Here is a 22,058-nt window from a genome sequence, read left to right on the forward strand (position 1 = left end):
AAGGGGGTGATTTGTTAATTCGACTGATGAATGGCATCATTCTTTCGCCCATGTATGTACTGCTCACCGTAGAGCAGCAGGTGCTCAAACCTGCGGTCTTAAAGTGCTTTTAACATCCAAACGTCACAACCATTGTGAATAGTGCCTGCTAATGACTTATCGAGATGTTTAAATCCGAGATTTTCATAGAGTGAAATGGCCGATTGCATGCTTTTTAATGTATCCAAATAGCATTTTGTATAGCCTTTATTTTGAGCATATTTGAGGCAATCTTCGGTCAGTTTTTTACCCAGTCCGAGCCCGCGACTTTCTGGTAAAAGAAATAATTTACGTAATTCACAGATGTCATTACTGCCATTAAACGCCGCGATACCACAGCCTCCAACGATATTTCCCTTTATAGTCGCAATAAAATAACGGCTCGCATTTTCATCGGCATAGTGCTGACTCATGGCGTTGACTTCAGCATCAGAAGGACCAAAACCATCACCAATGGCGCCGTACTCTTCACCCACTTTTTTAATGATGTTGCCAATTGCTGTGTCGTCTAATGGTTTGATTTCTTGAATTTTATAACACACTAGTTATTCTCCTGTTTTAACCACAGTAGAATATCTTCCCACAAATTATGTTTAAATTTGTCGTTGAAAAAACCGACATGGCCAATTTTTGATGCGTTGACTTCTTTTGGATCAATTAATTTCACATCTGAATTCGAGTTTGGAAAAAAACTGAGTAGCTCTCGTATATTGTTTTCTGGGGCAAGGTTGTCATCAGTAAAACCAATAGAGAGTACATCTTGCGTAATTTCTTGGTAGCCAGAAAGATTGAGGTTGAATTTTTCACTGAAAAGGTAATCTGACGCTGACATCCACTTTGCCCATTGGCGTATGAATGTTGATGGAATATTTTGGTTTCCGAGTCCCAGTGATTTGGTCGGGAAATCGGATCTTATATACGATATGAAGGGAAACACAACATTTACAGTAAGCAGTATTTTGATATTGTCAGGAAAAGCCCAACGACGCCAGTAAGGTGCTGATGACGCAATAAAAATGATTTTCTTAAGATTGACTGCAGACTTAGATAACCCTAATATTTGCCCGCCGATACTGTGACCGATAAAGTATACAGGTAAACCTCTACCTTCTGAAAATTCAATGACGGCTTCTATATCCTTTTCTCCCCAATCGGATAATTGCGAACATAAAGCAACGCCATTTTTTTCACTTTGGCTTTCACCCGTTGCGCGATAATCAAAAGTGATAACATTAAAACTATTTTCGGATAAGAACACCGCCAAACGGGCGTAATAGTCTTGTTTTACCCCAATAGCGCTAGCGATAATTATGGTGCCTTTTGGGGTGACTGAATCATATAAAGTCGTCACAATAGGGGTCTTGTCTGAACATATTACACTGTGTTTTGTAATCATAACTATTAACATCCTGTCCGGTTAGCCTATGCCTAACGTAACACCCTTTTTATTACGATGAACATACATAAATCTTTTATTTAAATGATATATATCTAAGGTGTGCGGAGTGTCAACCAGTCCACATTCATAACAAAATGAATATCAAATTTTGGAACATAAATAAAACTCTTTTTGACTCCTGATGGAGTGAACTGTGAAAAAAGAGCAGTGAAGTTAAAGTTATCTATTTATTGTCATTAATATTATAATTCGCAGCATATTCTTATGTGCTAAATAAAATACCTATGACCACATCTTCAGATATGCAGCGACAACTTCCGATAAATGCGATAAAAACTCAGGTCATCGACACATTACAACACAGTGACATCATCATCAGCGCGGATACCGGTAGTGGTAAATCAACGCACCTGCCACTTTGGGCACAGTCATTAGGGCGTGTATTGGTCATCGAACCAAGACGTATTGCTTGCCTTGCCCTTGCACAATACCTTGCATCACAATCAGCTAGCCCCGTGGGTAAAAAAATAGGGTATGCCATTCGGTTTGATAACCAATACACGCCACAAACTAACGTGGTATTCGTTACGCCGGGTGTAGCGCTGCGCTGGTTATTTGAAGATCAGTTGGCGCACTTTGATGTGGTGATGCTCGATGAGTTTCACGAGCGTCGCTGGGATACCGATTTATTGCTCGCGATACTCAATAAGCGAAAAAGCCATCGCCTTATATTAACATCGGCAACCTTAAACAGTGCAAGTTTAGCCAGTTATACTGGCGCACAAGAAATCACGGCTCAGGGGCGCTGTTTTCCAATTGAATCTCGCTATGTGGCCACGGATATGCGATTAATGCCGCACAGCGACAAATTAGATCTACGCGTTAAACAAGCGCTGCATTTAGCCTTGAGCTTAGCGCAATACAATCAGGGTGATATTCTGGTTTTTTTACCCGGCAAAAAAGAAATCCAACAAATAGCCCAAAGCTTAGCGCGAGATGAAGCCTGCAACAGCACGCTCATATTGCCTTTACACGCTGGTAGCGATCAAACGGTGCAACGACAAGCGTTAAACCGTCAACCGCAACGGCGCATCATTCTCGCGACTAACGTGGCAGAAACGAGTCTCACCATTCCCAATATTAGTTGTGTCATCGACTCAGGATTAGAAAGGCGTACTCACCTGCGCGGTGGTAGAACGGTATTAAGCCTTGAACCCATAGCCAGATCGAGTGCGATACAACGCCAGGGGCGTGCTGGTCGTGTCATGGATGGCCTGTGTATTCAACTCTTTGGTGAGTTTGCCCCACTCAAAGCAGAAACACCGGCCCAGATACTACGTGAAGATTTAACCGAAATGGTGCTATCGAGTGCCTGCGCGCAGGAAGATATTACCCAATTGGATTTTATCAATCCCTTGCCTAATTCCTCATTACAACTGGCATTGACCAATCTGCAGCGCATTAATGCGATAGACCCAAAAAACCTAGCTACAGCACATGGCAAGCGTATCTATCCGCTGCCTTTGGATAGTCACCTTGCGCACCTGATCTTATCGATGCCAACACCAGCATTACAGCTGGCGATGATCGACTTAGCTGCGGCATTATGTGTTAATCAATCACTCTATCAACTCAGTAACAACGCCCAACAAATTGAAGAATTAAATACCTTGTTACCGAGTTTATGCGATGCGGAGTTATTGATTGCCTGTGTTAGACCCAAGTCTTGTGAACAGCTAATCGAACGGGAGCTCGTCATACTCAACAACAGCGCCATTGCCGAAGCCAGACAAAACGCAGCGCAAATCAAACAGGCATTTGACTTGAAGACTGTTGTTGGTTTGAAAACAGCGAACTCAGGACTGGTTGCTTATAATCGGCTGGAGTTGTGCGCTGCAATCGCCAACGCACAGCATGATCTGTGTTTTGTAAAGCGAGAAAAGAAACGGGGTGTGTTAGCCAACGGTTATATCGAGGTCATCCCTGCCAAAAATTCTCGACTGGGCGATGCACCAGACAATAATAGTAACCAAGCGGCGCTGATTTTAAATACCCACGCCATTCCTGGGCGCGGTACTAAAGAAACCAAGACGCTAGCTACTTGCATCATGCCTATGCCACTTGCGACACTCACCAAACTGGGATTCGGCAACATTGAGTGCACGCAACCACGTATTAAAAACAACAAGATCCTCGTCGAGAACAAGCGTATCTACGCCGGACGAACCATAGAGTCACAGCTTGCAAGTCCACCTACAGATCAAATTATCCCGATTTTAACCACGTTGATTGGAGATAATCGTTTATTAAAAGGCCTGCATGACCGACTTGAAATGGATATAAAGGCCTATCAGCTCTATCTCATGTTGAATAGCTCACCACAGAACAAAAAAGTTATTGATGCGCTCCCTACGCCTGCCGATTTTATCCATGATTCACTGGTTGATTTAGGGGTTGAAACGCTGGCTGATTTGACGTTAATTGAAGCTCAAGACATCAGCTTTGAAGGTATACCAGAATGGGAAAGAGCCGATTTTGATCAACGTCATCCACAAGCCATTAAATTGGCGGATATAGAATTACAGGTCGAATACCTTGTTAACAGCAAACAAATAAAATTACACTACCTCAGAGGACAACGAAAAACAGAACCCAAACGCTGGGAGCTGCCGAAGTTCAATGGCTGGAAAATACGTTATCAACGAGCAAGTAAAGTTGTCGATGTGAGATAGCATTGCTGCTGAGGCCATTAGCACCTCAATATGAAGTATTAAAATACGGCTAAATTAGCTATCCCTTTAATATTTGACTCACTTCTTTATATCCCTGCTTTACTTAGATAATTAGGTCAATAAGCAGGGATGTTTAATGATAGATCTGAATACGGTTAATCCGCGTTTACAAATAATACTAAGTTTCATGCTGACTCTTGTGGTTGGTTTTTTGACTGCCTTTTGACAAATTGAGACTGCGTTCACCGAAATACCAATAACACTGTATAAAATAACCCTATCGAACAGTTTTCTTGATGCATACATATGATCAACTCAGTTGGTAAGTTTTACATGATAAAAGTATGGTAAACCGGTATGAATATATTGTGGGTGAGCAGTACTCTAAGCCACTTTGGGGCAGAATCGAGTTGAAGTGATTGTAAAGCAGATAGTGATTGGTGCCGTTTTGGACTGATGATACTGAAGCACGTCTAGCACAAAGCGTCTTACAACATTACAAATCAGTGGCCAATATTATTTAGCCACTACACTACGTAGCCCAATGGATATGGACTGTCCATGTTCTAATTAGCGCGTCGTTTCTTTATGAAAACGCTGGCAAGCTAAACCATCTTTATGGAACAAGTGGCAGCGGTGCGCTGGAATACCAATATCTAGCTTTTCACCTGCATCTATCGACAGGGTATCAGCGACGCGATAAATCACATCTTCGTCACAGCCTTCAATGTGCAAATAGACTTGTGTTTCATTCCCCAGTTTTTCTACCACAATGGTTTCACCCGCAATGACGATATCGGCGTGTTCAGTTGGTACTAAATGTTCTGGGCGAATACCTAACGTCATTTCATCACCGGCATTCACCGTTTTTCCGTCAACAGGGATCCAAACACTCTGGCAATTGGGTAACAGCACTTCAACACGTTCGGCTTCTACCGCTTGGATATGCACGTTAATGAAGTTCATTTTTGGTGACCCAATAAAACCGGCCACAAAAATATTTTTAGGGTAGTGATAAATATCTAACGGTGCGCCGAATTGGGCTACATCACCACCGTCGAGTACCACGATCTTATCCGCCATCGTCATCGCTTCAACTTGATCATGGGTCACGTAGATCATCGTACAGCCCAATTGTTTGTGTAGTTTGGCTAATTCAATGCGCATTTTTACCCGCAGTGCTGCATCTAAATTTGACAGCGGTTCATCTAATAAAAATACTTTTGGTTGTGATACCAGGGTTCGGCCAATCGCGACGCGTTGACGTTGGCCACCGGATAAAGACTTCGGTTTACGATCTAATAATGGTGTTAGTTGCAGAATGTCAGCGGCATGTTTAACGCGATCTTTGATTAGCTGCTTATCTGCTTTTGCTAATTTTAAGCCAAATGACATGTTATCGGTTAAATCTAAGTGAGGGTAAAGGGCATAAGATTGGAATACCATACCGACCCCTCGTTTTGATGGCTCGACATCGTTCATGCGTTTACCGCCAATAAATAAATCTCCCGAGGTGATATCTTCAAGCCCGGCAATACAACGTAGCAAGGTCGACTTACCGCAACCTGATGGACCAACGAAAACTACAAATTCACCATCATTTATTTCGAGATTTATGTTGTTAGAAATAAGTACATCATCATAGGCTTTACATACATTGTTTAACGTGACACTTGCCATCTCGCGAGTCCTTTTTATGACTAATTAGAATATCTTACACAGCATTCTTCGATGTTGATAGTGTGTTTTATATGCCCTTGCTCTGCATCATCCTTGGCAAAAAATATTAGGGTGGAGAAGATGGGAGGAGTGCATAGATCACATTTTATTTATTGTTGCTTTATTATCGCTCTAAATAGGTATTTAATCACTGATTAGTGTGCGAGCCATCGCATTTTTATCGCCTTTATTAATCAACTAAGTAAAATATATTGTTCAAGTTCACGCTTTTGGCTTTGCGGGCGCTAGGCGTAGGATAAAGGATGATGTAGGCAATGGTTTTTTGTATGACCATAGCCTCCAACGCAGACAACTTGTCTGGTAAGTTTGAACGCTAATTTAATAAGGATATAAGTGATGAGAAAAACCTTAACGGCGGTAGCACTACTAACTGCAATGAACTCTTTTTCTGCCTTTGCTGCTATTGAAGAAGGCCAGTTAACGATTTGGATTAACGGTGATAAAGGTTATAACGGTCTTGCTGAAGTCGGTAAGCTGTTTGAAGCTGATACCGGCATTAAGGTAACTGTTGCACATCCAGATAGCTTACAAGACAAGTTCCCACAAGTCGCTGCTACAGGTGATGGTCCAGATATCATATTTTGGGCGCATGACCGTTTTGGTGGTTATGCTCAAGCTGGTTTATTAGCCGAGATTAAACCATCTAAAGAGTTAAAAAACAGCATGATTGATTTTACGTGGGATGCGGTTAAATACAAAGGCAAATACATCGGCTATCCAGTTGCGGTTGAATCACTCTCACTTATCTATAATAAAGACTTAATTAAAACGCCACCAAAGAACTGGGAAGATATTGCAGCATTAGACAAGCAGCTTAAAACCCAAGGTAAGTCTGCGATTATGTGGAACTTAAAAGAACCGTACTTCACGTGGCCGTTAATGGCGGCTGACGGTGGTTATGCCTTTAAAGCCAATGCTAACGGGTATGATGTGAAAGATGCGGGTGTAAATAATGCGGGCGTTAAAAGCAGTATGCAGTTAATGAAAAAGCTATTGGCCGATAACGTCATTTCACCGGATATGGATTACTCGGTATCAGAATCTGAGTTTATCAAAGGTAATGTGGCGATGACGATCAATGGTCCGTGGGCATGGGGCAATATAGACAAGTCTGAGATTAATTATGGCGTCGTTGAGTTACCGAAATTTAATGGCCAGCATTCGAAACCGTTTGTCGGGATATTAACCGCGGGTATCAGTACTGCGTCACCCAATAAAGATTTAGCTGTTGAATTTATCGAAAACTATTTATTGACCAATGCAGGTTTGGCTAAAGTAAATAACGACAAACCATTGGGCGCTGTTGCGCTGACATCATTCCAACAACAACTGGCGAGTGATAGCCGTATTGCAGCGACGATGGATAATGCGATGAATGGTGAGATCATGCCGAACATCCCACAAATGAATGCATTCTGGGGCGCGACTAAAAATGCCATCATTAATATTGTTGATGGTCGTCAATCGATTGATGCGGCATTAAGTGATGCAGAAAAACAGATGACGAAATAACGTTTATCCGTTTTAGTACTTTCTGTTTTATTAATAGTTAGTAATAAGATATGAGGGGAGGTTATCTCTCCTCTTGTTGTTTATGAGGTAGGTTCTTCCATGCAGACTGTTAAAGTAGCTGAAATTCTGGGTGATACACCAGACTCTCAACAGATTCCCGACCAAGTCAATTCTAGATTTATTTCTCCGTCTTTTATTAAATGGTGCACCCTCACACTGATTGGGTTAATGAATGGTTATGCGTCGGTATTGATGTACTCACGGGGTGAGACGTCATTTGCGGTATTAACGTTGATTTTAACCTCGTTAGCTTTGTATATTTTTGGTAGTAAAAAGACCTACGCGCACCGTTATATTTATCCGGGTGTCGCGGGTATGATCTTATTCATTATTTTCCCGCTGGTGTATACGGTGGGTATCGCGTTTACCAATTACAGTGCCAAAAACCAGTTGTCGTTTGAACGCGCCCAATCGGTGTTGCTAGATAGTACCTATCAAAGTGGTGACAGTTATAAATTCGATTTGTATCGCAGTGAAAATGGTTACCGCCTTGCGATTAAAGACGGTACGCAATTATTCGTCACCGATGAAATTAATTTAACTCAGCCAGAACACCGACGTTTAGTGCTAACCGCGGCGGATGACGTTATTGGCAGCAAAGCGAAAATAAAAGAAATTATTAAAAACCGTGCGACGTTAAATACCGTGGACTTGGTATTACCTGATGGTCATGAAATTCGCATGAGCGGGTTACGTAAATTTGCCGCCGTACAGCCGCTTTACACTGTTGAAAAAGACGGTACTACGTTAATTAATAACCAAGATAAAACGGTACTTATTCCCAACATGGAAACCGGTTTTTACCAAACCATTGATGCCGAAGGTAACTATATTGGCGATCCGATATCGCCTGGTTTTACGGTGGTGATTGGTACCGCAAACTTTGAGCGTATTTGGCAAGATGATGGTATTAAAGAACCCTTCATTAGTATTTTCTTTTGGACGATAATTTTCTCTGGCTTATCTGTGGTTGCGACTGTGATCATCGGGTTGGTACTGGCGAGTATCGTGCAGTGGGAAGCGTTACGCGGCCGCGCTATTTACCGCATGCTGTTAATTTTACCTTACGCCGTGCCGTCATTTATTTCTATCTTGATCTTCAAAGGCTTATTCAACCAAAGCTTCGGTGAAATTAATATGGTGTTAGAAGCCATGTTCGGTCTGTCGCCAAGTTGGTTCTCGGATCCTATTTCAGCGAAAGCCATGGTATTAATGGTTAATATTTGGCTCGGTTTTCCGTACATGATGATCTTAAGCATGGGCATGTTGAAATCAATACCGGATGATTTATACGAAGCATCGGCACTGGATGGCGCTGGGCCGTTACAAAACTTTAAGAACATTACGTTCCCGATGATGATGAAACCATTAATGCCGTTAATGATTGCCAGCTTCTCGTTTAACTTTAACAACTTTGTATTGATCCAGCTGTTAACGCAGGGCGGACCAAACATGATTGGCACCAGTGAACCGGCGGGTTATACCGACTTGTTAGTCAACTATACCTATCGTATTGCTTTTGAAGGTGCCGGTGGCCAAGACTTTGGTTTAGCCAGTGCAATTACTACGCTTATCTTCTTGTTAGTGGGTGGTTTAGCGCTCTTTAACTTACGTTTCACCAAGTTGTCAGAAAAATAAGCGACAACCGTAACTGACAGCAATAACCTACAACAATTAGCTAAAGTAAATCGAGGAGTAACAGTATGGCTATGGTACAAGGAAAATCATTAAAATATCGGGTGTGGGCTGCTCACTTGGCACTGTGTGCGCTGCTGGTGGTGATTATTTTCCCATTGGTTATGGTCGTGGCCATTTCGTTACGTGAAGGTAACTTTGCGACGGGTGGCATTATTCCGACATCACCGACATTAGATCACTGGCGTTTAGCGTTAGGTTTCTCGGTAACGAATGCGGATGGCAGTATTACCCCGCCGCCATTCCCGGTGTTGTTGTGGTTGTGGAACTCGGTGAAAGTAGCGGCAATATCGTCGGTAATGATAGTAGCGTTGTCGACCACGTCTGCGTATGCATTTGCACGTTTACGTTTTGGTGGTAAAGACACCATTTTAAAAGCGATGATGATCTTCCAGATGTTCCCTGCAGTATTAGCGCTGGTGGCTTTGTATGCCTTGTTTGATAAGTTAGGCCAGTATGTGCCGTTCTTAGGGCTGAATACCCACGGCGGTTTGATCTTTGCTTATCTGGGCGGTATTGCTCTGCATGTATGGACGATTAAAGGTTACTTTGAATCGATAGATGGTTCATTAGAAGAAGCGGCTGCATTGGATGGCGCGACGCCTTGGCAAGCATTTCGTTTGGTATTGTTACCCTTGTCAGTGCCTATTTTAGCTGTGGTCTTTATCTTGGCATTTATTGCAGCGGTAACAGAAGTACCAGTAGCCTCGCTATTATTGTCTGACGTGAATAACTATACCTTAGCAGTAGGCATGCAACAGTATTTGTATCCACAAAATTATCTGTGGGGTGACTTTGCCGCAGCAGCTGTGTTGTCGGCATTACCAATCACGGCGGTATTCTTACTTGCACAACGCTGGTTAGTCGGCGGTTTAACGTCAGGTGGTGTGAAAGGGTAGGGTTAGCCAACCTTGTTATGATACTGATATAATGACAGTGATAACTAAAGCCAGTGGATGATGAACTCTGTATTCGATATAGAAGTACTGTCCGCTGGTTTTTTTGCGCTATATTTTTCAGTTCCCCTTCAACCTCACTGATTTAATCATTCAACATAAATAATGTTGCTATAATAAACTAATTTTGTCTTAGATTATTAACAATGAAAAAAAACAAAACGGCTCATCAGAAGAGTTTAACAAAGCGCATATTAGGTTATGCAGTGATTACTTTCTCCAGCTTGTTTATGGCGAGTATCATGCTGACCCTACCTTTGCGTTGGTTGGATCCTTTTACTACCACCTTTATTATTCAAGAGAGCTTTGCCGATAAAAAAATAATCCTTTTAGATTGGGAGCCCTACGAAAACATGGCTAAAACGCTGCCAATGGCGATCATTGCATCGGAAGATCAGAAATTTCCAGACCATTTTGGTTTTGATTTTGACTCTCTTTATAAAGCATTAACAGAAAACCGTAAACAAACGCGAGGAGCGAGCACTATTAGCCAACAATTGGTTAAAAACCTTTATTTGTGGCCCGGACGAAGCTTACTCAGAAAAGGGTTAGAAGCATACTTCACGATCTTGATAGAGGTGTTTCTGCCGAAACGCAGAATTTTAGAGATTTATCTTAACGTGGTTGAATTTGCACCTGGAGTATATGGGGTAGGAGCGGCGAGTCGAGAATTATTCTCCCGGTCACCCGCCCACATAGGTGCTTATCAAGCCGCTTTGTTAGCTGCTGTATTACCCAACCCAAAGCGAATGTCTGCTACCGCCCCTTCTTCTTATGTGTTAAACCGCGCGGCACAAATACAAAACGCGGTGCGATCATTAGGCGGAGTAGCTTACCTAAAAAATTTATAACAAAAGCCAATATCCTGAATTGTGAACAGGCTGTATCGTTCTTTATTTATTCTGAGTAAAGACTCGAATGCGGTGTCCATCAGGATCAATCGCAACAAATGTAATGCCAAAAATCAGCTCTACCGGAGTTTGAACGAATTTAACCCCTTTGTTTTCCCATTGTTCGTAAAGATGATGTAATACTTTTGAATTATCTACCATTAAGGATAGTTCTGTACCGCCACCAGTAATATGAGCTTTCGGGGAAACTTGAGCGAGTTTTTTTAACTCAATGCTAACCCCATCGCCTAATGGGAAAGAGATAAATGTTGGTGATAAAACCTCACCGTCACATCCAAAAATATTGGAGTAAAAGTTTTTGCTGATTTCAATATTTTCGACATAAAGAACAAACGAATCAATTTTAAACATATAAGTTCCTAAAAAAGTACAACTGATTGAATTAGCAATGTAACGGATGTGAGTGACAGTTTTTGTCAGTAGCGAATTTTTTTCTCACTAATCCCTTCTATTTGTTGCCATTTTTTCAGTAAATTACGACGATCAGGCTGGTACTTTTGGTCAAGGGACTGCCACTGCTCTATTCTATCGAGCCTAAAATTACGAAATGTATCTCTTGTCTCACACCAAGCCACTAGAACATAATGGTACTGGAATAACCCTATCAGAATAGGCCATATTATCCGCGAGCTAGGATTCCCTTGAGAATCTTGATAGTCAATCTCAGCTTTATACTGATGTTTGATGGCATCTCTAATATAAGATAGTTCTGTCGTTAATTCTGGTACTTCAATGATAGAAGCCACTCGCATGATATCCTCGCTTCGCTTCACACTGTGATTTTCTGGTAATACTGATGAAATTTTAGCGATAGCGTTTTTTGCGGCATTACTAAACTCACCATTAGCCTGTTTGCTAATCCAATCTGCACCTAACAGGAGAGCCTCTAACTCTTCTGTTGAAAACATTAGTGGAGGTAGCGTAAACGTCGGTTTCAATATGTAACCAAGTCCTGCTTCGCCTTCAATCTCTGCACCTTGTGCTTGTAGTGTTGCTATATCACGATAGAGAGTACGAACACTTACACTCAATTCTTGAGCTAAGTGTGCTGCTGAGACCGGGTATTTATGACTGCGTAATAATTGGAGTAAGTCAAAGAGTCGTTGGCTTCTAGACATGAAATGAATCCATCCATTAAAATAAATAGGGAGGTTACTGTATGGGTAGCGGTCTACAGCTTAAGATACATTTTAAGTAATGCAACCCTATTCTTTGAAGCTCTAAGCCACTTATGTCCATCAATGGCTTAGGATGATCGCCCTAAGCCGAAACTGCCCTCGAGTCCTTACTCTGTCATAACCTGCGCATATCGATTTGCTATATAACAACTGCAACGCGCTTTTGTCCTTGTAGCGACTTGCATCCCATATTACAAAAGCATTAGAAACAAGCATTAGAGAGGAAATTTTGTCTAAGTGGTGAAATGACCCGATCATCGTGACCTAACAGGGACCTACAGCAGGGACATAACACTCTTTTGACCTACATTTGACTGTTAAACCCCTAGATCTAAAAAGCCCTCGATTAGAAGGCTAAATTTAATTAATCAATAACAGTTGCTAGCATTAATGAGCTGATAACTCTCACCGTAGCCGGAAAATTTCCATGATAAATTTTTACATATTTTATTCTTTGGATATTCTATTTTTCCGTAAGCAATACTTTCACCGTCTTCTGTAACTATATCATTTACAGTCATAGTCATACCGTTACCAGGCATACTAAAAATGATTGATTGATCAACTATGTTTTCAGCATTTGCAACTAGCATCATTGAATATAGAGCATTACGTTCAAGTAAGTCCGAGTCATTGCTTTTTGAATAATAATAAACAGAAATTATTACCAGGATGAAAATTATAATCTTACTTTTATTCATCATGATCCAAAAACATAAGCAACGAAAAACGGACTTTGATAAGACTGATTCGCCAAATAAGTTAAGGTGGGATCTAAGATATTTTGCTGGTTCGTTAATTCGTTAGCCAGTTCAAGAGCCTCAATTTGGTCAGCAAAATTACGGAATGTAACCTTGCTCAATTGTTCTTTTCGATGTTCTATATTTTCATTAGATAATTCTAATTTTGATTTGTTTCTAATTTCTTCAAATAAAATAGTCATAACTACCTCTTAGTTAGCCCGCCGTTTACAGCCCTGGTTTAGTGCTGCGCATTATCATCTTTATATTAAACAGCCCGTGTATGGACGATTTTATTTAAAAGTAAAAAGGTTCTGTCGTACCCTCGGCCCCTTTAATAGGTTATATATCTACGATTTTTACATTGAGCCCTCACATTTAGTACTCAATGTGAGGTATTGCCGGCATTTATTTGATTTTAATTTTAACCAGCATCAACTTTTCAAAAGCTATCTTTTAGTGTGACAGTAAATTTGTACCTTATATGATTTAATTAATATTCTAACTAAAATATTAAATAAGGAAATATAAATGAAATTTATTACCATTCTATTCGTTTCACTCTTAACATTACTGCCAAGTATAAGTTTTGCAGATGTTTCGGATCAGTTCACTGAGCTGAATGATAACAATGATTATGAAGTTTTTCGTTCCGCACAAAAAAACACTGATAAAGTAACACTGCTTATTTTTACAAATAAAGTATCACCTACAGACAAAAATACTGACTGTAACCTCTGTGATTGGCTAGAGACAGAAACTATTCAAGAGTTAGTTGATGCAAGGTCTGGGCTGTTAAGTATTTATATCGTTTATAACAATGAAGAATCTGAGTATCTAAGAACTAAAAAGTATCCAATAGGTGATGTTTTCCCTGCTGTATCATTTTTGATTAAAGGTAAGCATTGGAGAACTTTCAAGTTTGGTGAACTTACACCTGATTGGTTGTTAGAGGTGATTGATTTCGTTTATGATGAACAACAAAAGGATGATTAATTTCATGTTCTTAGTACGAAACTGAGGGCTGTAAATTCAGTGTTCGCACCAATAGAAGTATCGCTTCTGGGGTTAATGTTAAATATGAAATAACGTGGTGCACTAGGTATAGGGTGGGTTAACACTTGGGTCTATTCCCCGTTTTCGCGTTATCATCTTTATGTTCGATAGGCTGTTCATGGACGATTTTATCCCAAGATCTAAAAAGCCTTCGACTAGGGGGCAATTTCAATGAACCACTACAGTTAACTTAAGAATAAGCCTCATCAATCAGATGAATCGGGAGTCAATCCGCTAACGTCTCTAGGTTGCTAGGCTTCCAATCATTAATCACGTTTAGAGCTTGAGAAACATCCATAAAAAATCCAAGTGCGGTAAATACACTTGGATTTGACATCTCAAAAGGATCTGTCAACCGATCATATTGCCTTCAATTATCGGCATGACCAATAAGGCGTCTTCAATGTAGAATTAAAGGGTACGGACAAGTTTTTTATTTACAAACTCATCCATTCCCGCTCGACCTAGCTCTCGCCCAAACCCAGAATTCTTCACGCCACCAAACGGTAAGCAAGGCTCTGAAATAGTGTGGCTATTGATAAATGACACGCCGCTTTCGAGTTGTGAAGCGATAGCGCGGGCTTTGTCTTCATCACGAGAGATGATTGCAGAGCTCAGCCCGTAAGAGCTGTTGTTTGCTAGCGCGATAGCTTCTTCTTCAGAGGCAACTTTGTAGACAACAGCAATCGGCCCAAACAGCTCACGATCAAAGATGCTCATCTCTTCAGTAACGTCAGTCAGTATTGTCGGTTTCAGCCATGCGCCCACTAATGGCTCACGCTCTCCACCAAGCACTAACGTTGCACCTTCTGTTATCGCATTTTGAACCTGTTCGAGTAATGATTGGCACTCTTTTTCACTAACAAGCGGTGCGTACTCTGTGGTCATATCCATTGGATCGCCGGCTGTCATCGACGCCATTTTCTGAGTAAATAATGACATAAATTCATCGTAAACTTCTTCAGCAATGATAAATCGCTTAGCCCCGGTACATACCTCGCCAGAATTGAACATTTTAGCAATTAAAGCGATGTCTGCCGCTTTCTCAACATCGGCATCAGCCAGAACAATAAATGGGTCGTTACCACCTAATTCCATCACGACTTTCTTAAGGTATTTACCTGCTAGTGCCGCTACCGCAGAGCCTGCGCGTTCACTGCCTGTCAGTGATACACCTTGAACACGTTTATCGCTAATAACCAGCTCAGACTGAGATGCTGACATTAATAGGTTGGTGATCACACCTTTTGGAAAACCTGCTTCTTCAAAGAGTTCAGCAAGTGCAATGGCACACTGTGGGACATTAGATGCGTGTTTAAATAGCACTGTATTACCGGCCATCAGGTTTGGAACCGCAAAGCGAATTACTTGATAGAATGGGAAGTTCCACGGCATGATCCCGAAAATAACCCCCATAGGTAAGCTCTCAATATGTGCTTGGCCAGCTTGTACATGCTCGATTGCTTGAGGTTTTAAGAACTCAGCAGCATGTTGGGCATAGTAGCGGCACATATCTACACAGTTAGGGATTTCCCACTCAATGCCTTCACGAAACAGTTTACCCATTTCTTTGGTCATTAGTGCTGCATAGTGACTTGCATTTTTTTCCAGTAAATCAGCAACGTTTAGTAACAATTGAGCCCGTTGCTCGACAGCGGTATTTCGCCAATCTAGAAACGCAGAATGAGAGCCATTGATCGCAAGTTTAATCTCTACGTCAGAGATAGTATCAAAAGATTTTTCAAGTTCGTTGGTGTAAGGATTTAGCGTTTGAATTGCCATGTTATATTCTCCAAATGTGTTTGATATTCACGATGTATTTCAATGCGATTATAATAAAACAAGCTCTTTTGTTGATATATAGCGTTATAGTTGATTTACTGTTGCAGTATGACGACAAATGAAACTAGAGGATCATCAATGATAAACAACGTCAATCTAGCGGATATTCGCTCCTTTGTTCTTATTGCTAAATTAGGTAATTTCACTAAAGCCGCTGAAGCCCTGTCAGTTTCTCGATCTCATGTGTCCCGGCAAACCAGTTCACTTGAGAAACAAATGGGAGTGACACTGCTTACACGCACCACCCGTAGTTTGAAGTTAACCCAAGCTGGTGAGCGTTTTTATCAAGAGTGCGAACAAGCCATTAATCGGATAGATCAAGCGTTGATAACAGCGGTAGATGATACCGAAGAGGTGCGTGGATTAATCAGGATTAACTGTGTGGGCGGCTACATTGGTGAAAGCATCATATCTCAGTACGTTGCTGACTTTATGCTCGAGTACCCACAAATCCAAATTCACCTAGACTTTAGTAGCAACAGGATAGATTTGATCCAAGACGATTTTGATATTGCTTTTCGCATGGGGCCGTTGGAAGACTCTGGTTTTATTGCCAAGAAATTAATGGATATAAAGATCATCACTCTGGCAAGCCCAAACTATATTAAGCAATACGGCAGCCCTGAGCATCCTAAAGAGCTGAGTGAGCATCGATGTCTTACTGGTTCTGTTAAACGTTGGAGCTTCCAATCTGTTGAAGATCAAAATGAAAAGCTCGATGTTACCGTCGAAGGGCATTTAGTGACAAAGAACGGCCATGCACTTATTATCAATGCGCTAATAGGGAACGGTATCATCCGAGTACCTCGCATGTATTGTAGTGATGCGATACGTGATGAAAAACTAGTCGAGATACTACCTCAATGGCATATACCCTCCGTTTTATTCTCAGCCGTATATCATAGAGATAAGTATCAACCTAAGCGTCTTAGAACATTTATCGACTTTATCAAGCAGCGCTTTGAAGCCGACTTATATTGATCAACTTCATAAGGTTTGTCCTAAGTAGCACACATTGAATACTCACACTTAAATTTATTGTTGAGCTATAGTCAACACAGATTTGCATTACTACCCATATATCAACAATGAACTTCTCCATATAATTAGTCTTGTTTTCAAAACGGTCTAAATTTAATGGAGAATAAAATGAAAAAGTTAAAATCAATTAGCCTATCTTTAGTGGCAGCAGCGATGCTTAGCGCAACCCCTGTAATGGCAGATACTTTCCTAGGTGCTGAATATCAACAAGGTCAAAACAAAGTATCTTTTTTAAGTGAAAATGTACGTGTAGCAGGTAACGTATTCTTACCTCCTCATTACGATGCAAATAAGAGCTATCCTGCGATTGTTGTTATTACACCTGCAAGCGGTGTTAAAGAGCAGACTGCTGGTATCTATGCCGAGAAAATGGCGAAGGAAGGTTACATTACCTTAGCATTCGACCACCGCACATATGGTGAAAGTGGTGGTTACCCTCGCGGTATGGAAAATGCGCCAATGAAAGTTGAAGACATCAAGAATGCCATCACTTTCTTAAGTAACTTCCCGGGTGTAAATCCAGAGCGAGTGGGTGAACTCGGTATTTGTTCTGGCGCGGGTTACAGTATACAAGTGGCAACACAAGACACTCGTTTAGATTCAGTGGCAATAGTAAGTGGTTTTGTTGACTTTACTGATTACGGCATGGGTGGTGCAACGCAGTACATGGATCAACTGACTGGTGACCCAATTGAGCAATACCGTCAGCAAATTAAAATGGCGAGCGATGCACGTCAAAAATACTATGAAACAGGTGAAGTTGTTTTAGTTGATGGTATTCCGTCAGCTGAAAAGGCGAAAACAATGAACGAGTTTTGGGTTCGAGCAGCTGACTATTACCGTAACCCTGAGCGTGGTGCGGCAGCGGTGAACTACACGCCACTTCGCGCTGCGATGTCATTAGATACTCGTTATGCCTATAACCCATCAGAAAATATGAAATTAATTGGTGACACGCCATTTCTAGCTATTGTTGGTACAGAAGCTCTTTCAGCTTACTTTAGTGAAGTTGCTGTAAAGCGCGGTGTTGAAGCTGGTAAAGATGCACAACTATTTAAAATTGACGGTGCGCAACACTTCGACCTTTATGACCAAGAAAAATACGTAAACCAAGCGGTTACTAAGCTTGATGAGTTTTTCTCAAAAACACTACGCTAATTAGTACCTGAACGACAACGCCATCGTGACTGACTACGTTTAAATAACAGTTGGCCGATGGCTTTTTTGGCCACAAGCTAAGCGGTTTATCTCGGTTAGTACAATAACTCAGTCGCTGTGAACTTATCGTTTTGTCATCGATTTGTTTATGAAAAAGTACCACAACATGCGGCATTTCGGTGAATACAAAATCCTATGCAACTCATGCTATAGCTGACTAATAAGTTGGCTTAACCATTGGTGGCTTGCTTTGCAATTGTTTAGCTTGTGCCAATATACATTAAGTTGATAGTCAGGTATGGGAATCGGTGGAGTGTAGATGTCAATGTCGATCATTTTGGCGACATGTTCTGCAATTAGACGTGGAAACGTTAGCAGGTAATCTGAGTTTTCTATGGTATAGGGTGCTGCCATAACACTGGGTAATTGCAAAGCAACATGACGGTTAAGCCCTTGCTTTGCTAACTGCCTATCAACAATACCCTGTTTTTCACCCCAAGGGGATACTCTAACGTGCGATAGACTCAAAAACTTATCTAATGTTAAGCCATCTGTTAGTTGCGGATGATTCTTTCTCGCTATGGTGCAATAACTGTCCTGTAGCCACGTTTGGCGTTCTATGGTGGATGATTTCTCAATTTCATGACTAAAACCCAGCACAAAATCGAGTTCGCCACTGAGCAGCTTTGCCGTCGGAACTTTATCTTCAGACGGTGTCACTGTGATCCGAATGTTGGGCGCTACCTTGCTAATATGACTTATAAACTTGGGTAATAAACTGAATTGGGTGTAATCCTTTGGGAAGCACATGTTGCAAGATGAGCCAGAATGTCGATGGCCGCAGGAAAGTGGCAAGCTGTCATCATGTTGGCAATGACGGCACTCATTTCAAACTCCAATCTAACGCTAACTTGTCAGCAAGCTGATTAATGGCAACAGCCGCATCACGTTGTTTCAATTGCGTGAGTTGAGTATATCTAGCGGTAGTATTGAGGCTGGCATGACCGAGTAACACTTGCAGTGAGCGTAAATCCAATCCGCCTTTATCCATCGGCGAATTCATGCCATTACCGAGTCCAGGGAAAATAAATCGCGCGTGATGGTGGGTTTGCCAGTGGCAACGCAGAGCATGTAGCGTACGTTTTGGCAGCGGTACTAATCTATCTTTACCGCCTTTCGCTTCACGGATATGAACCTGCATGGTTTGGCTATCAATATCGTGAATAGTTAGGTTTAAGCCTTCGCTTAATCGCAGCCCCATGCTGTATAGGGTGAGAAAGAACACTTGATAGCGCTGTTTCTTCGTCGCACTTATCATTTTACTTATTTGCGCTGGGGTCAAGATATCGGGCAGACGTTTAACTTGTGGAGGTTTGACGATACTGAGCCATTCCCATTGTTACTCTTTATGACAATATAGCGTATAGCAGTAGACAAATTGCAAGCCATTACGGTCTATTTTAACGGTACTCCATGAGTGCGTTTACCTTGTAGCCTTAAATTGATAAGGTGTTGTTCATAAAGATAATTAAATCGTTGCTGGTGTGAGATGTTCATACTGAATTTTCCAATGTCACCACCCTAATGGTGATGCTATTGCTAAGTATGACTGGTGGGTTAATTACTCCGCCGCGCAGCGGCTTCGTTCAACAAGCTAATTAACAGGACAAATTACAGTTGGTTTTTGCTCCTTCGTCGCTTATTTTAACCAACTGCAATTTGCCCATTATTAGGGTGTTATATGCTTTCAGTATTCAGCAACTTTGGTCAAGATAATTAAATTGATAGGTATTATTATCTAGTGGCTGAGGAGAAGGGGAGTATTGAAATGATAAAATATCAAAACAGATTTATGGAAGTATTTAGTTATGTGGAAGCTAACCTTGATACAGATCTTGATATTGAAAAACTTTGCCAATTAGCATATCTGTCAAAGTATCACTTTCACAGACAGTGCTCAGCCTTCTTTGGTATGTCGGTGATGTCACTTGTTAAATTACTTCGGCTTAAAAGGGCTGCATATCAACTAGCTTATCGAAGTGAAACAAAGGTTGTTGATGTTGCACTGGCATGCGGTTATGAAAGTCATGAAGGGTTTTGTAGGGCTTTCAAAAAAATATTCAATCAAAGTCCATCTGGCTTTAGTCTGGCTCCTGATTGGACTCCTTGGCATTCTAAATATGAACCAATTCTGAAACTGAGGACAAAGATCATGACTGATAAAGTTAATATAAACGTAGAAATCGTAGTATTTCCTGAAACACTGGTCGCTACAATGGAGCACAGAGGGGCGCCAGATTTACTTGGTAATACTATAAAGAAGTTTATTGAATGGAGAAAAGAAAATCGTTTTCCACCTAGCAAGAGTAAAACATTCAATTTATTATATGATGATCCAAATATTACCGCTCCAGATGAATATAGGTTAGATCTTTGCTGTTCTATTGAGAGCGAAGTAGAAGAGAGTCCTGGAGGTATTGTTAACAAAGTTATTCCTAAAGGAAGGTGTGCTGTTATTCGTCATATTGGTAGTGATGATTACCTTAGTGTGCTGATAAATTTTCTTTATTCTAAATGGCTTGAAGAGTCGCATTATGAATTGAGAGACTTTCCAATATTCTTAGAAAGGGTTTGCTTCTTTCCTGAATCTTCAGAAAATGAAGTAATTACAGATATTTATTTGCCAATTAAGTAACGCACATAACAAGCCCATAAAATCAGATTCGCAACGCTGTCACATTGGTTGCAAAATAAAAGGCGCAACAAATTGCGCCAGCATTGCTCACAGCTTATAGGGGCGTTAGAGCGCCATGCGAAATGAGGTGTTAAATTGATCGAGCTTAGAGAGACCGAAATAGAGGACCTAGCAATAATATCCGAATTCGGGAGCCAAGATCATTCAAAGCCGTTCCTTAATGTAAAGTCTATGGCTGATTATGAAAGTGAATTTACAGAGATAAATACTACCTATCTATGTATTATCAATTCATCGAATATTATTTTAGGTTATTTCATTCTAGTAAAAAGCGCACAAAAAAAATCAATACAACTTAAGCGCATACTAATTAGTAAAGAGAGCTTAGGTATTGGACAGCGTGCCCTAGCCAAACTAGAAGAATATTGTATTTCTATCATGGGTATTAAACGTATTTGGCTAGATGTTTATGATAATAATTACAGAGCAATTCATGTTTATAAAAAATTAGGTTATCAATTATTTACTACTGAAAAAGAAAATAAACGTAATGTACTGTACTTTGATAAGTCGCTCTAACATATAAGAATAAGGTGTCGCGCAGCCGGCACCTTATTCGAGTGTTGGACAAGCCCAAGCCCTTCTTTATATAGTAAATTACGAGTTTGATCTTGGTGGGTACGTTGCCTTGGGGCTAAATCCAAGACGAGCGAAATTGAGATAAATAACAGGGCTGTTATTTATCAATGAATTAACCTATTTTCACCATAACTATCGCATCTCCAATCTTAAGTGTTAACACCATTATCCTTATTATGTTTAGCCTTTCGGCTAGGTCGTTCGCGTGATACCAACGCACTTCATTTCATGCTGACAGCAAGGACAAATGCGGATTGCTTTGCTTGATGTTGTTGCGGCGAGTAATGGTATTTTCCAATTGAACAGATGCGGCAATATTGCTTGGATACGCACACGTAACCGCTTGGCATTACCGTGTGAACATCCATAATCACGCAATACTTGTTTGATGGCTTTTTGAATGCCGCCTTTATCCATCGGCGAATTCATGCCATTACCGAGTCCAGGGGAAATAAGTCGCGCGTGATGGTGGGTTTGCCAGTGGCAACGCAGAGCATGTAGCGTACGTTTTGGCAGCGGAACTAATCTATCTTTACCGCCATTCCCATTGTTACTCTTTATGACAATATAGCGTATAGCGTAGAATAGTTGAATGGATATTGAATTAATTAGTTCGCTAGGTTTACGTAGCGAACTACAGTCTTATTTAGATTTCACGTAACATC

21 protein-coding genes are annotated in these 22,058 nt (G+C 40.9%); 10 read left to right on the forward strand and 11 right to left on the reverse strand.

Annotated features, from left to right (window positions below):
* Positions 1-98 precede the first annotated feature (98 nt).
* Together HRT96_RS02970 and HRT96_RS02975 are read right to left on the reverse strand one after the other, a co-directional pair.
* The gene (locus HRT96_RS02970; protein WP_293151971.1) at positions 99-581 is read right to left on the reverse strand and encodes a GNAT family N-acetyltransferase; all 483 of its coding nucleotides are present in this window, start codon (positions 579-581) and stop codon (positions 99-101) included.
* Positions 581-1,390, reverse strand: a complete 810-nt coding sequence (locus HRT96_RS02975; RefSeq protein ID WP_293151974.1) for an alpha/beta fold hydrolase — start codon at positions 1,388-1,390, stop codon at positions 581-583. Before HRT96_RS02975 ends, HRT96_RS02970 begins: the two co-directional genes overlap by 1 nt.
* Positions 1,391-1,722: 332 nt before the next feature.
* Here HRT96_RS02975 and HRT96_RS02980 point away from each other — a divergent pair, with 332 nt between their 5' ends.
* Positions 1,723-4,170 carry a helicase-related protein gene (locus HRT96_RS02980; protein ID WP_293151977.1) on the forward strand — a complete coding sequence of 816 codons (2,448 nt, stop codon included), beginning with the start codon at positions 1,723-1,725 and terminating at the stop codon, positions 4,168-4,170.
* Positions 4,171-4,740: 570 nt separating this feature from the next.
* Here the strand turns inward: HRT96_RS02980 and malK are convergent.
* Positions 4,741-5,850, reverse strand: coding sequence for a maltose/maltodextrin ABC transporter ATP-binding protein MalK (malK, locus tag HRT96_RS02985; RefSeq protein WP_293151979.1), 1,110 nt, complete (start codon positions 5,848-5,850; stop codon positions 4,741-4,743).
* Positions 5,851-6,246: 396 nt separating this feature from the next.
* Here malK and malE point away from each other — a divergent pair, with 396 nt between their 5' ends.
* The 4 genes from malE to mtgA all read left to right on the forward strand — a co-directional run bounded on the left by malE (position 6,247) and on the right by mtgA (position 10,984).
* Complete coding sequence (gene malE / locus HRT96_RS02990) at positions 6,247-7,422, forward strand: maltose/maltodextrin ABC transporter substrate-binding protein MalE (protein WP_293152122.1); 1,176 nt, start codon at positions 6,247-6,249, stop codon at positions 7,420-7,422.
* A gap of 99 nt (positions 7,423-7,521) precedes the next feature.
* On the forward strand, positions 7,522-9,120 hold the full coding sequence (gene malF / locus HRT96_RS02995; protein WP_293151982.1) for a maltose ABC transporter permease MalF: 1,599 nt from the start codon (positions 7,522-7,524) through the stop codon (positions 9,118-9,120).
* A 65-nt stretch (positions 9,121-9,185) separates the two neighbouring features.
* The gene (malG, locus tag HRT96_RS03000) at positions 9,186-10,076 is read left to right on the forward strand and encodes a maltose ABC transporter permease MalG (RefSeq protein WP_293151985.1); all 891 of its coding nucleotides are present in this window, start codon (positions 9,186-9,188) and stop codon (positions 10,074-10,076) included.
* A gap of 203 nt (positions 10,077-10,279) precedes the next feature.
* The gene (mtgA, locus tag HRT96_RS03005) at positions 10,280-10,984 is read left to right on the forward strand and encodes a monofunctional biosynthetic peptidoglycan transglycosylase (protein ID WP_293151988.1); all 705 of its coding nucleotides are present in this window, start codon (positions 10,280-10,282) and stop codon (positions 10,982-10,984) included.
* A gap of 42 nt (positions 10,985-11,026) precedes the next feature.
* Here mtgA and HRT96_RS03010 read toward each other — a convergent pair whose 3' ends face one another.
* From HRT96_RS03010 to HRT96_RS03025, 4 genes are all read right to left on the reverse strand, one after another.
* On the reverse strand, positions 11,027-11,395 hold the full coding sequence (locus HRT96_RS03010) for a VOC family protein (protein WP_293151991.1): 369 nt from the start codon (positions 11,393-11,395) through the stop codon (positions 11,027-11,029).
* Between the two features lie 65 nt (positions 11,396-11,460).
* A complete protein-coding gene (locus HRT96_RS03015; RefSeq protein WP_293151994.1) occupies positions 11,461-12,162 on the reverse strand; it encodes a YafY family protein in 702 nt (233 codons plus the stop codon).
* 428 nt (positions 12,163-12,590) lie between these two features.
* Positions 12,591-12,923 carry a hypothetical protein gene (locus tag HRT96_RS03020; RefSeq protein ID WP_293151997.1) on the reverse strand — a complete coding sequence of 111 codons (333 nt, stop codon included), beginning with the start codon at positions 12,921-12,923 and terminating at the stop codon, positions 12,591-12,593.
* A complete protein-coding gene (locus tag HRT96_RS03025; RefSeq protein WP_293152000.1) occupies positions 12,923-13,165 on the reverse strand; it encodes a hypothetical protein in 243 nt (80 codons plus the stop codon). The genes HRT96_RS03020 and HRT96_RS03025 overlap by 1 nt, the downstream gene beginning before the upstream one ends.
* A gap of 328 nt (positions 13,166-13,493) precedes the next feature.
* Between HRT96_RS03025 and HRT96_RS03030 the strand changes: the two genes are divergently transcribed.
* A complete protein-coding gene (locus HRT96_RS03030; RefSeq protein ID WP_293152003.1) occupies positions 13,494-13,958 on the forward strand; it encodes a hypothetical protein in 465 nt (154 codons plus the stop codon).
* A gap of 471 nt (positions 13,959-14,429) precedes the next feature.
* Here HRT96_RS03030 and HRT96_RS03035 read toward each other — a convergent pair whose 3' ends face one another.
* Positions 14,430-15,800, reverse strand: coding sequence for an NAD-dependent succinate-semialdehyde dehydrogenase (locus tag HRT96_RS03035; RefSeq protein ID WP_293152006.1), 1,371 nt, complete (start codon positions 15,798-15,800; stop codon positions 14,430-14,432).
* A gap of 138 nt (positions 15,801-15,938) precedes the next feature.
* Here HRT96_RS03035 and HRT96_RS03040 point away from each other — a divergent pair, with 138 nt between their 5' ends.
* A complete protein-coding gene (locus HRT96_RS03040; RefSeq protein WP_293152009.1) occupies positions 15,939-16,841 on the forward strand; it encodes a LysR family transcriptional regulator in 903 nt (300 codons plus the stop codon).
* Positions 16,842-17,009: 168 nt separating this feature from the next.
* Positions 17,010-18,059, forward strand: coding sequence for an alpha/beta hydrolase (locus tag HRT96_RS03045; protein ID WP_293152012.1), 1,050 nt, complete (start codon positions 17,010-17,012; stop codon positions 18,057-18,059).
* Positions 18,060-18,266: 207 nt separating this feature from the next.
* Here HRT96_RS03045 and HRT96_RS03050 read toward each other — a convergent pair whose 3' ends face one another.
* Positions 18,267-18,869: a LysR substrate-binding domain-containing protein gene (locus HRT96_RS03050; RefSeq protein ID WP_293152015.1), complete on the reverse strand. Its 603-nt coding sequence runs from the start codon at positions 18,867-18,869 to the stop codon at positions 18,267-18,269.
* A gap of 73 nt (positions 18,870-18,942) precedes the next feature.
* Entirely contained in the window at positions 18,943-19,377 is a 435-nt protein-coding gene (locus HRT96_RS03055; protein ID WP_293152018.1) for a tyrosine-type recombinase/integrase, read from the reverse strand.
* 510 nt (positions 19,378-19,887) lie between these two features.
* On the opposite strand from HRT96_RS03055, the gene HRT96_RS03060 reads away from it, so the two are divergent.
* Positions 19,888-20,754 carry a GyrI-like domain-containing protein gene (locus tag HRT96_RS03060; protein ID WP_293152021.1) on the forward strand — a complete coding sequence of 289 codons (867 nt, stop codon included), beginning with the start codon at positions 19,888-19,890 and terminating at the stop codon, positions 20,752-20,754.
* A 135-nt stretch (positions 20,755-20,889) separates the two neighbouring features.
* Complete coding sequence (locus tag HRT96_RS03065) at positions 20,890-21,333, forward strand: GNAT family N-acetyltransferase (RefSeq protein ID WP_366051009.1); 444 nt, start codon at positions 20,890-20,892, stop codon at positions 21,331-21,333.
* A gap of 252 nt (positions 21,334-21,585) precedes the next feature.
* Here the strand turns inward: HRT96_RS03065 and HRT96_RS03070 are convergent, their stop codons facing one another.
* Positions 21,586-21,822: a hypothetical protein gene (locus HRT96_RS03070; RefSeq protein ID WP_293152025.1), complete on the reverse strand. Its 237-nt coding sequence runs from the start codon at positions 21,820-21,822 to the stop codon at positions 21,586-21,588.
* Positions 21,823-22,058: the final 236 nt, after the last annotated feature.

This window comes from Moritella sp. (assembly GCF_013215705.1).
Classification (GTDB): Bacteria; Pseudomonadota; Gammaproteobacteria; order Enterobacterales; family Moritellaceae; genus Moritella.